The sequence below is a fragment of the Thermus amyloliquefaciens genome, from assembly GCF_000744885.1.
Lineage (GTDB): Bacteria > Deinococcota > Deinococci > Deinococcales > Thermaceae > Thermus > Thermus amyloliquefaciens.
Window position 1 is genome coordinate 611,525 of sequence record NZ_JQMV01000003.1, and the last position, 14,455, is coordinate 625,979.

The following is a 14,455-nucleotide window of genomic DNA, read 5'->3' on the forward strand; positions in this document are numbered from 1 at the left end:
GCTTGGGGTGAAGGGGCAAATGTGATAATATTCCTTTTCAAGCCGCCCCTGGGGCGGGAAGGAGGTAAGCGTGTCCCTGGTCGTGCAAAAATATGGCGGTACCTCCGTGGGCGACCTGGAGCGCATCCACAAGGTGGCCCAGCGCATCGCCCACTACCGGGAGAAGGGGCATAAACTTGCGGTGGTGGTGTCGGCCATGGGCCACACCACCGACGAGCTCATCGCCTTGGCCAAGCGGGTGAACCCGAGACCCCCCTTCCGGGAGCTGGACCTCCTCACCACCACGGGGGAGCAGGTTTCCGTGGCCCTCCTTTCCATGCAACTCTGGGCCATGGGCATCCCGGCCAGGGGTTTTGTCCAACACCAGATCGGCATCGTCACCGATGGGCGCTTTGGCGATGCCCGGATCCTCGAGGTCAACCCGAGCCGCATCCAACAGGCCTTGGAGGAGGGGTATGTGGCGGTGATCGCCGGCTTCATGGGCACCACCCCCGAGGGGGAGATCACCACCTTGGGCCGGGGAGGGTCCGACACCACCGCCGTGGCCATCGCGGCGGCCCTGGGGGCCAAGGAGTGCGAGATCTACACGGACACGGAAGGGGTTTACACCACCGACCCCCACCTGATCCCCGAGGCCCGGAAGCTGGAGGCGATCGGCTACGACCAGATGTTGGAGATGGCCGCCCTGGGGGCCAGGGTCCTCCATCCCCGGGCGGTGTACTATGCCAAGCGTTACGGGGTGGTGCTCCACGTGCGCTCCAGCTTTTCCTATAACCCCGGTACCCTGGTGAAGGAGGTCAACATGGAGATGGGCAAGGTGGTGACGGGTGCGGCCTTGGATCTGGACCACGCCCAGATCGGGCTTATCGGCATTCCCGACCAGCCGGGGATCGCCGCCAAGGTCTTCCAGGCCCTGGCCGAGCGGGGTATCGCCGTGGACATGATCATCCAGGGGGTGCCCGGGCACGATCCCTCCCGGCAGCAGATGGCCTTTACCGTGAAGAAGGACTTCGCCCAGGAGGCCCTCGAGGCCCTCGAGCCCGTCCTGGCCGAGATCGGGGGGGAGGCCATCCTCCGCCCCGACATCGCCAAGGTCTCCATCGTGGGGGTGGGCCTGGCCTCGGCCCCGGAGATCCCCGCCAAAATGTTCCAGGCGGTGGCCTCCACCGGGGCCAACATCGAGATGATCGCCACCAGCGAGGTGCGCATCTCCGTCATCATCCCCGCCCAGTACGCGGAGGCCGCCCTAAGGGCGGTGCACCAGGCCTTTGAGCTGGACAAGCCCTGATGGAACGAAAGCAGGTTTCCTGGGAAGCGCTCCTCGCCCTGGTGCGGCGGCTTGCCGAAAGGCTCCGGGAGGAGGAGGTGGACCTCCTTTTGGGCATCGCCCGGGGTGGGCTCATCCCCACCGCCCTTCTGGCCCAGGCCCTGGGCCTGAGGGACATCCTCACCGCGGCGGTGATGTTCTACGAGGGGGAGGAGACCCTTCCTGAGCCCGTCTTCCTGCAGTTCCCTCCAGACCCCCTGCTTTTTGGCAAGCGGGTTTTGGTGGTGGATGACGTCTGGGACTCCGGGCGCACCGCCTTCGCCGTCAAGGCCCGGGTGCGCCAGGCGGGTGGCTTCCCCCTGGTGGCCACCCTGCACTTCAAACCGGGGAGGAACCAGGTGCCGGACCAGCCCGAGTTTTACGCCGAGGCCACGGAGGCCTGGGTGGTCTACCCCTGGGCCCCGGAGGTCTGGCTAAAAACCTGACCCCGCCGTGGCTTGCGCCACGACGGGGACCCCAGAAAGACCTTGGGCATCGCCCTTCTTACTTGCCCATTGCGGCAGCCTTCAGAGCGGCACTTAGATAAGCCCTAGGGCCTTCACCTGTTCCATCTCGTCCAGAAGCTCCTTGGCGGTGATCTCCATCCGTTTGCGGGCAAACTCGCCTATCTCCAAACCCTGGACGATCTCGTACCTTCCGTCCTTGGCGGTGACGGGGAAGGAGTAGACGATCCCCTCGGGGATCCCGTAGGAGCCATCGGAGGGGATGGCCATGGAAACCCAGTCCCCTTCAGGGGTGCCCAGGGCCCAGTCGCGGATATGCTCAATGGCGGCGTTGGCCGCGCTGGCGGCGCTAGAGGCCCCCCGGGCTTGGATGATGGCCGCGCCCCTTTGGGCCACGGTGGGGATGAACTCCTTCTCGTACCACTCCATGTCCACCAGCTCCAAGGCGGGCTTCCCGTCCACCTCGGCATGGAAGAGGTCGGGGAACATGGTGGAGGAGTGGTTGCCCCAGACCGCAATCCGCCGGATGCGGTCCACGGGAACCCCGGTCTTCTTGGCCAGCTGGGCCTTGGCCCGGTTGTGGTCCAGCCGGGTCATGGCGGTGAAGTTTTTGGGATCGAGGCCCTCCGCGTTCTTGTAGGCGATGAGGGCGTTGGTGTTGGCGGGGTTGCCCACCACCAGGACCTTCACGTCCCGCTTGGCCACCTCGGCCAGGGCCCGGCCTTGCTCGGTGAAGATCTTGCCGTTCATCTCCAGGAGGTCGCGGCGCTCCATGCCCGCCTTCCTGGGGGCTGCCCCCACCAAAAGGGCGTAATCGGCGTCCTTAAAGGCCACCTTGGGGTCGTCCGTGGCCACGACTCCCGCCAGCAGGGGAAAGGCGCAGTCCTCCAGCTCCATGATCACCCCTTCCAGGGCTCTCAGGGCCTGGGGGATCTCCAGGAGTTGCAGGACCACGGGGTGGTCCTTTCCCAGCATCTCCCCTGCGGCGATGCGGAAAAGAAGGCTGTAGCCGATCTGGCCTGCGGCGCCGGTGACCGCCACGCGAACGGGGCTTTTCATCCTGTACCTCCTTGGGCCTATGCCCGAGAGGATTCTACCTCAAAGGTTACGGTAGATGCGCCTTTCCGCCTCAATGGCCTGGTCCAGTTCCTGGATCTCCCGTAGGATCTCCATGCTGGGGTTGCGCTGAAGCTCTTCCTTCAGCTTGGCCCGGCGCTCCAGGTAATAGCCTTCCCGCAGGCGGGCCAGGGTTTTTTCCAAAAGTTCTGGGAACCTGGGCTCCTCCACGGGGGGGATGAGCATCAGCCTTTCCAGGAGGATGCCCCCCGCCTCCTTGCGGCTTAGCACCTGCCGCAGGTAATCCCGTCGGGGTTCGCGCCTGGCCAGCTCCAAGAACTCCGAAAGCAAGGAGCCCTCCGGCGGCCAGACGTGAAGGGCCGTGTGCTGCACCCACTCGGCAAAGCGCTCCTCCGGCAGGGAGAGGAGCAGGGCCATCACGTCCAGCTCCAAAAGGAGGACCCGGTTTTTGGGCTCCGCCCTAGGGGGTTGGGGGGGTGGGCGCCGGCCCCGCTTGAGGCTGGCCAGGTAGTCCTCCAGCTGGCGCAGGGAAAGGCCTAACCGCTCCACCACCAGGGCCTTGAGGCGGTCGGCCACCGGGTCAAAGGGCTCGGGGGAAAGCATCCTGGGGGTGAGGGCTTCCAGGACCTTTCGCTTGTGCTCGGGCCGGGTCAGGTCCAGGCCCCGGGTGGCCTCCTGGAAGCGGAACTCCACCTCGGGGAGGGCCTCCTCCAGGGCCTTTTGGAAGAGGGCTGGCCCCTCAGGAAGGAGGAGGAGCTCCCCGGGGTCCTTGCTGGGCAGGCGCACCGCATAGAAGAGGAACTTCCGGGCCAAGGAGAGGTCCAGGCTTTGCAGGGTGGCCCTTTGCCCGGCCTCGTCGGCGTCAAAGGCCAGGTAGACCTCCCGCACCTCCTGCATCTCCAGGAGGCGGGCTTGCTCCTCGGAAAGCCCCGAGCCCAAGACCGCCACCGCCTCGGCAAAGCCCATCTGGTGCAGGGCGATGGCGTCAAAAAGCCCCTCCACCACGATGGCCCGCCCCTGGCGCAAGGCGGCCTTGGCCTCGGGGTAGGCGAAGAGCACCTCCCGCTTGCGGAAGAGGGGGGTTTCCGGAGAGTTCAGGTACTTGGGGGTTTCCTCCCCCAAGGCCCTTCCCGTGAAGGCCACGATCCGCCCCAGGTGGTCCTTGATGGGGAAGGTGATGCGGTGGCGGAAGCGGTCGTAGAAGCGCCCGTCCCTTTCCGCCAGGACCCCCGCCTTCAGGCCCTCCTCCGGGCTGATGCCGTGCCGGCTCAGGTGGGTGAGGAGGCCATCCCCTTTAGGGGGGGCGTAGCCCAGGCCGAAGCGGGCCACGCTTTCCTCCGTGAGGCCCCGCTCCCTCAGGTAGGCCTGGGCCTCGAGGGAGGCCTTAAGCCCCTCCAGGAAGTACTCCTGGGCCAGCTTGAGGACATCCAAAAGCTCCCGGCGCTTGGCGGGGGCACCCCCTTTGGGGATCTCCACCCCCGCCTCCTCCGCCAGGCGCTCCAGGGCCCCCAGGAAGTCCAGGCCCTCGATCTTCTCCACAAAGGCCAAAAGGTCCCCTCCCGCCTTGCAGCCGAAGCAGTGGAAGAGGCCCTTTTCCTCGTCCACATAGAAGGATGGGGTCTTCTCCTGGTGGAAGGGGCAAAGGCCTTTCCAGCGGCCGCGGCCCGCGGGCTTCAGGACCACGTACCGGGAAACCACCTCCTTGAGGGAGAGGCGGCGCTTGATGGCCTCTACCGCTTGAGCCGTCTCCATCCCATCCCCCGGCTACGCCAAAGCCCCAGGACCCACCTTCCCAGGATACCGTATCCCCGGAGGTTGTCCCCCGGTTCCTCCCCTGCCAAAACCGCTTGCCACGCGCGGGTGAGGGCAACGGAAGGGGAAAAACCCAGGAGATGTTCCACCTTCTCCCCCTGTTCCAGGAGGAGCTGGGCCCGGAGGAGGCGGGCCACCTCCAGGTGCATGGCGAACCCCGTGCGGTGGGTTTGGTAGAGGAGGTACTGGGAGAGGGCCTGGGCCCTTCTTGGGGCCTTGGGCCACAGGTAGAGGGCCAGGGAGGAGAGGGCCAGGTGGTAGACGTAGGGGTTGGAAAGCCGCCGGGCTTCCCGCAGGGCTTCCTTGAGGAGGGGGGTGGGGTCGTGGCCCTTTTGCCAGCGATGGTGGGCCAGGGCCAAGACCCCAAGGGCCTTGCCGTCTGGGTGTTGCAGGGCCATCTGGAAAAGATCCTCCCGGAAACGCCCCCTTAGGGTCCAGGCGGAGAGGAGGGCGGCGGCCAGCCAGGGGTGGGGCTCCTGGCGGTAGGCGGCCTCCCCCGCCTCCAGGGCCTTGGGCAGGCGGCCGGTTTCCAGGAAAAGGCGGACCCGGGTGGCGTGAAAGCGGGTTTCCGACTCCAGGTCCCCGGCGGGTTTTTCCTGGAGCAGGGCCTCGGCTTCCGCGTAGCGGCCCAGGTCCATGAGGAGGCCCGCCTTTAGGCTTCGCCAGTGGAGGCGTAGGGGGGCGGGGACCTGGGGATGGGGCTCGGCGAGGACCTCCAGGGCCTTTCGGGGCTGGAAGGCCCGCCACAAGGCCCCCGCCGCCCGAAGCCGGGCCTGGGCCTCCTCCAGGGGGTAGGGTTTCAGGCTGGGGAGGAGGGGAAGGAGGTCTAAGGGATGCTGGGCCTCCCGGAAAGCCTGCAGGATGGGGTCTTGGGACCTGGGGCCCCCGGGGGCCTCCTGGGCCAGGCCCAGGGAGGCTTGGGCGTCTTGGAATTCCTTCCCCAGGGCTTCCCGCCAGGGCGGGGGGGCGGCCTCGAGGGCCTCTTGGTACAGGGGTATGGCCCGTTCGGGGTGGCCTTGGCGCCAGGCCTCCTGGGCGAGGAGCCGAAGGGCCCAAGCGGCCTCCCGCCCCTCCCCGGCTTGCCTCAGGTGGAGGGCCATGGCCCGGAGGTCGCCCCTTTCCCGGTAGAACCGGGCCGCCCTTTGGTGCCAGGCCTTGGCCTGCGCCTCCGGCACCAGGGCCCGGGCCGCCTGGACCGTCTGGGGCAGGGGCCAGCCCCCTTGGGTGAGGCCCTCCTCCTCCAGCCGCTTGGCGGAGAAGGTGCCGACCAGCTCCCGCAAAAGCTCCGCCAGGTCCCCTTGGCGCCCTTCTTTGGGGGGCAGGCCCTCCTCCAGCACCCCCAGGACCAAAAGGGCTTGGCGTTCCGCTGGCGGGAGGGCGTCTAAGGCGGGCTGCAAGGCCAAAAGGGGAGGGGCCTTGAGGCCCTGGACCTCCAGGGTGGGGTGGAAGAGGGGCCTGCGGCTTTCTGCCAGGACCGAGAGGTGGGGGAAAGGATGCTGGAGGAGGGCCCGCAGGATGGGGTCTGGGGCGTGGAGGTTTTTGGCCACCAGGAGGAGGGGGTGGGGCAGGTTTTCCAAAACCCCTTTCCAGGCTTCCCGAATGGCCATCTCCAGGGTTTTGCGGTCCCAAGGGGGGCGGGCCTCGAGGCCCAGGCTGTAGCGGAGGGCCAGGGAAAGTTCGGGGGAAAGGTCCGCCAGGGCCAGCAGGTTTTCCACCTGGCCGAAGGCCTGTTCCACCGCCTGGCGCAAGGTGGTCCGCAAGGGGGTTTCCGGCCCCATGCGCTCCAGGACCACCACGGGGTGAGGGCAGGCTTCCAAAAACCTATCCAGAAGGAAGGTCTTGCCGCTTCCCGGCGGGCCCACCAGGTTCAGGCGGGCGGGAAGGCGGCCGAAGGTTTCCTGAAGAAAGGCCAGGAGGGCCTGGCCCTCCGGGTCCAGCTTCACCCGGACCGCCTTCACCCGGGAGACCTCCACCGCCCCCAGGCCCTTGGCCTCCCGAAGGCCCAGGGGTTCCGCCTCCACCCCTGGGGCCAGGGCCAGGGTCTTGGGCTCGGTGAGCACCTCCTTGGGGAGGGCCATCTTGCTGAGCCGCTCGGCCAGGACCACCGGGGGGCCCACCGCGGTGGGTTCGCCGGCCTGGCCGCTTCCCAAGGGGGCCCAAAGCACCTCCCCGCTGGCCACCCCCGCCCGGGCGGGTAGGCGGGAGGTGCGCACCATCTCCAAGGCGGCCTCCAGGGCCCGCCAGGGCTCCTTGCCTCGAGCCCTTGGGGCCCCGAAGAGGACCAGGATCCCATCCCCCAGGAACCGGTGGACGAAGCCGCCCTTGGCCCGGGCCACGCGGGCGGCCTCCTCTAAGGCCCCCTGCAGGTGGTGGTAGGCGGCTTGCAGGCCCGCCTGAAAGTGCTGGCTGGAATCCACCAGGTCGTAGAAGAGGACGCTCACGTACCGCCGCTCCTCGGGCAGAAGGGCCCCTAAGGCCCGGCCACAGGCCATGCAGAAACGGGCCTCAGGGGGGTTCTTCTGCCCGCACTCGCAGCGCATCTCACCCCCGGAAAAGCATCAGGGGAGGCCAGAGGAGGACCTCCGCCTCCTCCGGCAAGGGGGTCTCGGCGAACACCACCACGGACACGGGGGCCTGGAGGAGGTAAAACCCATCCCCCAGGGGACGGGCTTGCCCTCCCAGGCGGTAGCTGGCCCCTTCCCGCCTCAGGAAGGCCTCCCCCTCCAGGGGTTTGGCCTGGCGCACCACCCCGTGCAGGAGCACCCGCGCCGTCCCCGTGGGCGCCGGGGGGGTTCCCCGGTCAAAGGCGTAGAGGATCTGGCCCTGGACCATCACCTCCAGCAAGGGGCTCCCCCAGGGCTCGGGGAAGAGGTGGGCCTCCACGGTGTGGGCCCGGAAGCGGGCCAAGAAGGCCTCGGGGCTTTCCTCAATCCAGCCCATCGGCTGAACAAGGTGGCCTGTCCCCTGGCCCAGGGGGCCAGGCCAGGGGCCTGTGGGGGGGTCCTTGGGGACCATGGGAAGAGTTTAATGCAGGGTCCTTGGGGGCAGGGAGAGGGTGAGGCTGGCCGCCAGGATCAGGGCCGCCCCCTTGTCCAGGTACTGGTTCCCGTTCCCGCACTTGGGGGAGAGGACGCAACGGGGACACCCCTCCTCGCACGGGCATCCCTTGAGGAGCTCCAGGGCGGAGCGGACCCACTCGGGGAAGCGACGGGCCGCCTGGCGGACGTAGCCGACCCCCCCGGGGTAGCCGTCGTAGATGAAGACGGTGGGGCCGCTTCCCGAGGGTAGGGGCCTTGGGTAGAAGGGGTAGGAGAGGCCCCCGATGTCCTGCCGCTCCGCCAGGACAAAGAGGGGCAGGAGGCCGATCATGGCGTGTTCCAGGGCATGGATGCCCCCGGGGATCCGGTGGGCAGGGACCACCATGGGGGGGTGGAACCAAAGGGCTTCCGTGGGGAAGGAGATCTCGGGAAGCTCCAAGGGGATTTCCTCCAAAACGCTCCCGGTGAAAAAGCGTTTTTTGGCGTAGGCCACCACCCTTTCCCGCAGCACCACCTTGCCCAACCAGACCCCATGGCCCACCGCTTCCCCCGAAAGGACCTCCAGGTCGGTCTCCACCCGGGGCTCGGTGTAGTAGTCCTCCAGGGCCGGAAGAAGCCAGATCTCCCGCTTTGCGGGGTCGATGTTCCGCACCAGGTAGCTCTCCCCCCCGTGCAGATAGACCGCCCCCGGGTGGGCCTCCCAGTAGGCCTGGCGCTCGTCCAGATGGCCCAGGACCTCCCCCTCCGGTCCCCGCAGGGTAAAGGTGGCCCCAAGCCCCCGGAGGCTTATGTCCCGGTGGGGGCGACGCCTTGGCGTGTGGTAGCGCCCATCCTTTTCCTCAAGTTCGGCCAAGGCCTCTGGGCAAAGCACCTCCTCCCGCACCAGGGGCTTTTCCCAGGCGGCGGCGTGCAGGTGGAGGGGGCAGAGCACGGGGTTCTGGGGGTCGGCCACCGCCGCCTCGGGAGGGGTCCTTAGGAGGAGCTCGGGCCGGTGGAGGAAGTACTCGTCCAAGGGGTCCTCGCGGGGGATGTAGACCACCAGGGCCCTCCGTCTTCCCCTTCCCGCCCTGCCCGCCCGCTGCCAGAAGGCGGCGATGGACCCGGGGTACCCCACCAGGGCCACGGCGTCCAGCTCCCCGATGTCCACCCCCAGCTCCAGGGCGCTGGTGGAGACCAGGACCCGCACCTCCCCGGACTTCAAACCCTCCTCCAGGCGGCGCCTTTCCCGGGCGGTGTACCCCGCCCGGTAGGGGCGCACCCCGGGGTGGGCGGCGTAGCGGGCGATGAGCTCGGCGCTTTTCCGGGCGTTGGTGAAGATGAGCCCCCTCAGGCCCCCTTCCGCCAGGGCCCGGGCCAGATAGGCGGCCTCGAGGAGGGGGCTTCGCCTCCTTTCCCCCTTGGCGTCTAGGGGCTTGGGAAGGAGGACGAGGAGCTCCCGTTCCGAGCGGGCCACCTCCTCCCGGAGCTCCACGAAGGGCAGGCCCGTTAGGTTCTCCGCATGCTCCTTGGCGTTCCCTATGGTGGCGCTGGCTGCGATCACCTGGGGGTTAGCCCCGTAGTGCCGGGCCAGGCGCAGGAGGCGGAAGAGGACCAGGGCCACATGGGTGCCAAAGACCCCCCGGTAGGCGTGGAGCTCGTCCAGGACCAGGTAGCGGAGCCGGGAGAGGAAGGAGGCGAACTCCCCGTGCCGGGGTAGAAGGCCGAAGTGGAGCATGTCGGGGTTGCTGAGGAGGACAAGCCCCTCCTGTTTTGCCTTCCGCCTTACCTCCCCTTGGGTGTCCCCGTCGTAGGGGTAGATCCCCTTGACCCCCAAGGTCTCGGCCATGGCCCTAAGGCGCCGCAGCTGGTCGTGGGCCAGGGCCTTGGTGGGGAAGAGGAGGAGGCTCGTGCCCCCTTCCAGGGCCGCCTTGAGCACCGGGGCCTGGAAGACCAGGCTCTTCCCCGCGGCGGTGGAGTAGGCCATGACCAGGTTCTTCCCCTCCTCCACCCGAAGGAGGGCTTCCTTCTGGTGGGCGAAGGGCTTGAGCCCCAAGGCCTCGAGGACCCCGGCAAAGACCCCCTGGTAGGGAACCGTCCTCGGGGGGGTCTGGGGAAGGGTGCGGGCGAAAACGATCCGCCCTCGGAACTCCGGGTTGGCCTCCAACCAGTCCCGGTAGCTTTCCCACCCCCGTAGGGCCTCGGGCAGCACCTTTCCATTATGGCCTCTTGCGGCTTCTAAAGTTCCCTGACCCAGACCTCGTGGATCACGGGGTGGCCGTGGTAGGGGGCCCAGAAGGGGCTGGCCCGTTTGGCGTAGAGGCGAAAGCCCAGGGCCCGGTAAAGCCCCCTGGCGGCGGCGTTGGCCCGGGTGGTGGAGAGCTGCACCCCTTTCACCCCCTTTTTCCTTAGGCACTCCAGAAAATCCCCCAAAAGGGCCTTTCCCAGACCCTTTCCCTGGGCCTGGGGATCCACGGCGATGTGCAGGTGGGCGGGGTAAAGGCGCGTGGGGGCCTTGGGGCCTGGGAAGAGGAGGAGCCGGAGGAGGTAGCGGAGGTGGGGAAGGGGCGGGCCGTAGAAGCCCAGAAGGAGCCGGAGGAGGAGAAGGGGCACGCGGGGGAGGAGGTAAAGGGCCAGGGCCAGGTGGGAACAGGCGCCCAGCACGTAGCCCAGGACGACCCCCTCCTCCTCCGCCACCCGGCCGCAACAGCCCCGCCTCAGGTAGGGGGCCACGAAGAGCTCCCCCCAGAGCTCCTGGCTGGGGAAGACCCAAGAACCCTCCCGGCCCAGGAGGAGGGTTTGGTGGGAGAGCCGGGCGATGGCGGGGAGGTCCTTCTCCCCGGCGGGACGGAGGACCACAGGTCCACTTTAAGTGCCCCGTGATGGCTTGCGCCACGGCGGGCCCCGGAAGCGCCTTGGGGATCCCCCTTACCCGCTTGCGGCACTTGGCCCTTACAATGCCCCTTGTGCGCCGCCTGGCTCCCTGGCAGTGGCTTCTTGGCCTTTTGGCCCTCTACTGGGTGTTGGCGGAGGCCCTGAGGCTTTGGCTGGGGCTTCTTTGGGCGGAGCGGGTGGGGTTGGTTCTGGCGGCCTTGGGGGTTTGGGCCTTCATCAACGGGCGGTTCATCTTCGCCTACTACCATGCCCTCACCACCTCCTTCCGGGTGCGGAGGCTTCCCTCCTACCCGGAGCCCCAGCCGGGGACCACCTCCTCGTCTTGGCTCCCCACCCGGACGACGAGGTGCTGGCGGCGGCGGGGCTGATGCGCCGCACCCTGTTGCGGGGAGGGCGGGTGAGCGTGGTCTACCTCACCTCGGGGGATGCCTTTGACCTGGCGGCGGGAAGCCCCTTGCCCTCCCAGGAGGCCATGCGCCGGCTGGCCTTAAGGCGCATGGTGGAGGCTTGGCGGGGCCTCGAGGCCCTGGGCCTTTCCCGGGATAGCGCCTACTTTTTAGGCTTTCCCGACCAAGGGCTTTTTGCCCTCTTCACCACCCACTACTACCTGCCCTACGAAAGCCCCTACACGGGCCTCAAGGCGGTGGCGTATCCCGGGTGCCACCGCCTGGGGCTTCCGTACACGGGAAAGGCCCTGGAAGCCACCTTGGTGGAGCTTTTGTCCTCCCTTAAGCCCACCCGCATCCTCCTGCCAAGCCCCTTGGACCTCCACCGGGACCACCAGGCCACGGCGTACTTTGGCATGCAGGCGGCGGCTTCCCTGGGGATGGAGGCCAGGCTGGAATACTACCTCATCCACGGGGGGTACCAGTACCCCTTGCCCAAGGGGCTTCATCCCCGCCTCCCCCTCTACCCGCCCCCTCGGGGAAAAGGCCTTCCCTGGCGCCGCTTCCCCCTGGGCGAGGAGGAGGTGAGGCTAAAGGAGAAGGCTATCCGCGCCCACCGGACCCAGATGCGGCTCCTGGGCCGGTTTCTTTTGGCCTTTGTGCGGCAAAACGAGCTTTATAGCCCCCTTCCCATTCCCGCCCGGGAGGCCTTAGCCCCGGAGGAGGAGGGGTGGGCCGTCCTCGAGGGGCGGGAGGTCCTCTAGGCTCTCCAGGCCGAAGACCTCCAGGAAGCGCTCCGTGGTGCCGTAGAGCTTGGGCCGCCCCGGGGCCTCCTTCTCCCCCACCACCCGGATAAGGCCTCTTTCCAGAAGGCTTTCCAGGATGCCCTCCACGCTCTTCCCCCGCATGGCCTCCAGCTCCGCCCGGGCCACGGGCTGGTGGTAGGCGATGAGGGCTAGGACCTCGAGGGCCGCCCTGGAGAGGCGGGGCGGGGAGGGCTTCAGCACCCGCTCCACCGCCGGGAGGGCCTTTTCGTGCACCACGAGCCGCCAGCCCCCCGCCACCCGCTCCAGGGCCACCCCCAGGCCTCCCTCTTGCAGCTCCGCCTCCAGGGCCTGGAGCGCCCTCAGGAGGGTTTCCTCCGGGTGGCCCAGGGCCCGAAGCTCCTTCAGGCCCACGGGCCTTCCCGCGGCGAAGAGCACCGCAAGGAGCTCGGCCTTCAGGCTAGGCATCCTGGAGGTAGGGCAGCAGGGCTTCCTTGGGGATGGCCCCTTCCCGCAACACCCTGCCCGTGCGCAGATCCACCACGCTGGAGGCCAGCCCCTCCGCCTCCCCGGGGAAAACATAGTCCACGGGGAAGCCCCGGGCCTCGGCCTCGGTGCGCACAGGGGGTTCCCCGCTGCGGTTGAGGCTGGTGGCGGCGGCGTAGCCCCCCACTCGGCGGAGGAGCTCCCTGAGGGGCCTGTGGTTGGGCATGCGTAGCCCCACCGACCCGTCCCGGCTGATCCAGGGGGGGATCTGCCGTCCGGGGACCACCACCGTAAGCCCCCCCGGCCAGAAGGCCTCGGCCAGGCGAAGGAACCTGGCCTCCAGGGGACCGAGGTCGGCCAGCTTCAGGGCGGCTTCCAGGTCGGCCACCAGGACCTGGAGGGGTTTTTCCTCCCCCCGTCCCTTCAGGGCGTAAATGCGTCGGCAGGCGGCCTCGTCCTCCATCCGGGCCAGGACCCCCCAGACCGTGTCGGTGGGAAAGGCCACCAGTCCCCCCTGCTTCAGGGTCTTGGCCGCCTCCTCCAACTCCTTCTGGTATACTTCTGTCATGCCGGTCTACCAGTATAAGGCCCGCGACCGCCAGGGCCGCCTGGTGGAGGCCACCATAGAGGCCGAGGACCTGCGCACCGCCGCCAGGATCCTTAGGGACCGGGGGCTTTTCGTGGCCGAGATCAAGGAGCCGGGGAAAGGCCTCCAGGCGGAGGTCCGGCTTCCCGCCTTGGATCGGGGGCCTGGCCTCAAGGACCTGGCCATCTTCTCCCGGCAGCTGGCCACCATGCTGGGGGCGGGGCTTACCCTCCTCCAGTCCCTCTCCATCCTGGAACGGCAGACCGAGAACAAGAAGTTTCGGGAGATCATCAAGAAGGTCCGCACCGATATCGAAGGGGGCATGGCCTTTTCCGATGCCCTGGCCAAGCACAAGCTCTTCTCCCGGCTCTACGTGAACCTGGTGCGGGCTGGGGAGACCTCGGGCGGGCTGGACGTCATCCTGGACCGCCTGGCCACCTTCCTGGAAAAGGACCTGGAGCTCAGGGGCAAGATCCGCAGCGCCATGACCTACCCCACCATCGTCTTCGTCTTCGCCGTGGGCGTGGCCTACTTCCTCCTCACCGGGATCGTGCCCCAGTTCGCCCAGATCCTCACGGATCTGGGCTCGGAGCTCCCCCTTCTCACCCGCTTCCTCATCGCGCTTTCCAACCTTCTCCGGGCCGCCACCTTGCCCCTTCTCCTCTTGGCCGTGGTCCTCTTCTTCGCCTACCGCTGGTATTACGGGACCCCCCAGGGGCGGAGGGTGGTGGACCGCGTCAAGCTCCGGGTTCCCGTCTTCGGCAACCTGAACCGCAAGACGGCCGTGGCCCGCTTCTCCCGCACCCTGGCCTTGCTCCTCTCCAGCGGGGTGAACATCGTGGAGTCCTTGGACATCACCAAGGGCACCGCGGGCAACAGCGTGGTGGAGGAGATCGTGGACACGGCTAAACTCAAGGTGCAGCAAGGGGATCCCCTGAACCTCACCCTGGCCCAGCACCCCTTGGTCTTCCCCCCCATGGTGAGCTCCATGGTGGCCATCGGGGAGGAGACCGGGGCCCTGGACACCCTCCTCTCCAAGATCGCCGACTTCTACGAGCGGGAGGTGGACGAGGCGGTGGCCAGCCTCACCGCGGCCATCGAGCCCCTCATGATCATCTTCCTGGGCGTGATCGTGGGGATGATCGTGGCGGGGATGTTCCTGCCCCTCTTCAAGATCATCGGCACCCTTTCCGTGCAATAAGCCTTTCGGCCACCTCCGGGGGGACCGGCATCACGGAAAGCCGGTTCCCCCTCTTCACCAGGGGGTGGTCTTTGGGGAAGCAGGCCCTGAGCTCCTCTAAGGGCAAAAGAGGCCAGGCCTCGAGGAACTCCACCTCCACCGTGTACCAGCGGGGCTTTTCCGGGGTGGCCTGGGGGTCAAAGTAGGGGCTCTTGGGGTCAAACTGGGTGGGGTCGGGGAGGAGGGTGCGCACCACCCGGCAGAGCCCGGCGATGCCCGGGGGGTTGGCGCGCGAGTGGTAGAAGAAGCAAAGGTCCCCCACCTGCATCCGCATCAGGTAGTTCCGGGCCTGGTAGTTGCGCACCCCATCCCAAACCGCCCTTCCTTCCCGTTTGAGGTCCAGGATGCTGTACTCCTCGGGCTCGGACTTGAGGAGCCAGTAGGCCATGGCCAAGAGTTTAAAGGAGGCTTTAGCCGGGGTAAAA

General features: G+C 67.9%; 12 protein-coding genes and 1 pseudogene. 4 read left to right on the forward strand and 9 right to left on the reverse strand.

Going from position 1 to position 14,455, the window contains the following annotated elements; all coding sequences use genetic code 11:
• Positions 1–70: 70 nt before the first annotated feature.
• On the forward strand, positions 71–1,288 hold the full coding sequence (locus BS74_RS03570) for an aspartate kinase (protein ID WP_038056131.1): 1,218 nt from the start codon (positions 71–73) through the stop codon (positions 1,286–1,288).
• Positions 1,288–1,752, forward strand: coding sequence for a phosphoribosyltransferase (locus BS74_RS03575; RefSeq protein ID WP_038056133.1), 465 nt, complete (start codon positions 1,288–1,290; stop codon positions 1,750–1,752). The genes BS74_RS03570 and BS74_RS03575 overlap by 1 nt, the downstream gene beginning before the upstream one ends.
• Positions 1,753–1,845: 93 nt before the next feature.
• On the opposite strand, the gene BS74_RS03580 is transcribed toward BS74_RS03575, so the two are convergent.
• The 6 genes from BS74_RS03580 to BS74_RS03605 all read right to left on the reverse strand — a co-directional run bounded on the left by BS74_RS03580 (position 1,846) and on the right by BS74_RS03605 (position 10,532).
• Entirely contained in the window at positions 1,846–2,829 is a 984-nt protein-coding gene (locus tag BS74_RS03580; RefSeq protein ID WP_038056135.1) for a malate dehydrogenase, read from the reverse strand.
• A 39-nt stretch (positions 2,830–2,868) separates the two neighbouring features.
• Positions 2,869–4,599, reverse strand: coding sequence for a DNA primase (gene dnaG / locus BS74_RS03585; RefSeq protein WP_038056137.1), 1,731 nt, complete (start codon positions 4,597–4,599; stop codon positions 2,869–2,871).
• On the reverse strand, positions 4,578–7,199 hold the full coding sequence (locus BS74_RS03590; protein WP_038056139.1) for an adenylate cyclase: 2,622 nt from the start codon (positions 7,197–7,199) through the stop codon (positions 4,578–4,580). Before BS74_RS03590 ends, dnaG begins: the two co-directional genes overlap by 22 nt.
• A 1-nt stretch (position 7,200) precedes the next feature.
• The gene (locus BS74_RS03595) at positions 7,201–7,599 is read right to left on the reverse strand and encodes a hypothetical protein (protein ID WP_038056141.1); all 399 of its coding nucleotides are present in this window, start codon (positions 7,597–7,599) and stop codon (positions 7,201–7,203) included.
• Positions 7,600–7,683: 84 nt separating this feature from the next.
• Positions 7,684–9,885, reverse strand: coding sequence for a DEAD/DEAH box helicase (locus BS74_RS03600; RefSeq protein WP_038056143.1), 2,202 nt, complete (start codon positions 9,883–9,885; stop codon positions 7,684–7,686).
• Between the two features lie 26 nt (positions 9,886–9,911).
• Positions 9,912–10,532, reverse strand: a complete 621-nt coding sequence (locus BS74_RS03605) for a GNAT family N-acetyltransferase (protein WP_038056145.1) — start codon at positions 10,530–10,532, stop codon at positions 9,912–9,914.
• Positions 10,533–10,639: 107 nt separating this feature from the next.
• On the opposite strand from BS74_RS03605, the pseudogene BS74_RS03610 reads away from it, so the two are divergent.
• A pseudogene (locus tag BS74_RS03610) lies at positions 10,640–11,718 on the forward strand (PIG-L deacetylase family protein).
• Here BS74_RS03610 and scpB read toward each other — a convergent pair.
• Both scpB and BS74_RS03620 read right to left on the reverse strand, forming a co-directional pair.
• Complete coding sequence (scpB, locus tag BS74_RS03615; RefSeq protein ID WP_038056148.1) at positions 11,665–12,186, reverse strand: SMC-Scp complex subunit ScpB; 522 nt, start codon at positions 12,184–12,186, stop codon at positions 11,665–11,667. The pseudogene BS74_RS03610 and the gene scpB sit on opposite strands and share 54 nt — an antisense overlap.
• A complete protein-coding gene (locus BS74_RS03620; protein WP_038056151.1) occupies positions 12,179–12,772 on the reverse strand; it encodes an L-threonylcarbamoyladenylate synthase in 594 nt (197 codons plus the stop codon). The genes scpB and BS74_RS03620 overlap by 8 nt, the downstream gene beginning before the upstream one ends.
• Here BS74_RS03620 and pilC point away from each other — a divergent pair.
• On the forward strand, positions 12,771–13,991 hold the full coding sequence (pilC, locus tag BS74_RS03625; protein ID WP_038056153.1) for a type IV pilus assembly protein PilC: 1,221 nt from the start codon (positions 12,771–12,773) through the stop codon (positions 13,989–13,991). The two genes, BS74_RS03620 and pilC, sit on opposite strands and share 2 nt — an antisense overlap.
• Here pilC and BS74_RS03630 read toward each other — a convergent pair.
• Entirely contained in the window at positions 13,966–14,418 is a 453-nt protein-coding gene (locus BS74_RS03630) for an EVE domain-containing protein (protein WP_038056154.1), read from the reverse strand. The genes pilC and BS74_RS03630 overlap by 26 nt on opposite strands.
• Positions 14,419–14,455: the final 37 nt, after the last annotated feature.

What these genes read in the sequence shown, in the direction of transcription:
- BS74_RS03575 (WP_038056133.1), top strand. Translation starts at nt 1,288, where the DNA reads ATGGAACGAAAGCAGGTTTCCTGGGAAGCGCTCCTCGCCCTGGTGCGG.
- BS74_RS03580 (WP_038056135.1), bottom strand. Translation starts at nt 2,829, where the DNA reads ATGAAAAGCCCCGTTCGCGTGGCGGTCACCGGCGCCGCAGGCCAGATC.
- dnaG (WP_038056137.1), bottom strand. Translation starts at nt 4,599, where the DNA reads ATGGAGACGGCTCAAGCGGTAGAGGCCATCAAGCGCCGCCTCTCCCTC.
- BS74_RS03590 (WP_038056139.1), bottom strand. Translation starts at nt 7,199, where the DNA reads ATGCGCTGCGAGTGCGGGCAGAAGAACCCCCCTGAGGCCCGTTTCTGC.
- BS74_RS03595 (WP_038056141.1), bottom strand. Translation starts at nt 7,599, where the DNA reads ATGGGCTGGATTGAGGAAAGCCCCGAGGCCTTCTTGGCCCGCTTCCGG.
- scpB (WP_038056148.1), bottom strand. Translation starts at nt 12,186, where the DNA reads ATGCCTAGCCTGAAGGCCGAGCTCCTTGCGGTGCTCTTCGCCGCGGGA.
- pilC (WP_038056153.1), top strand. Translation starts at nt 12,771, where the DNA reads ATGCCGGTCTACCAGTATAAGGCCCGCGACCGCCAGGGCCGCCTGGTG.
- BS74_RS03620 (WP_038056151.1), bottom strand. Translation starts at nt 12,772, where the DNA reads ATGACAGAAGTATACCAGAAGGAGTTGGAGGAGGCGGCCAAGACCCTG.
- BS74_RS03630 (WP_038056154.1), bottom strand. Translation starts at nt 14,418, where the DNA reads ATGGCCTACTGGCTCCTCAAGTCCGAGCCCGAGGAGTACAGCATCCTG.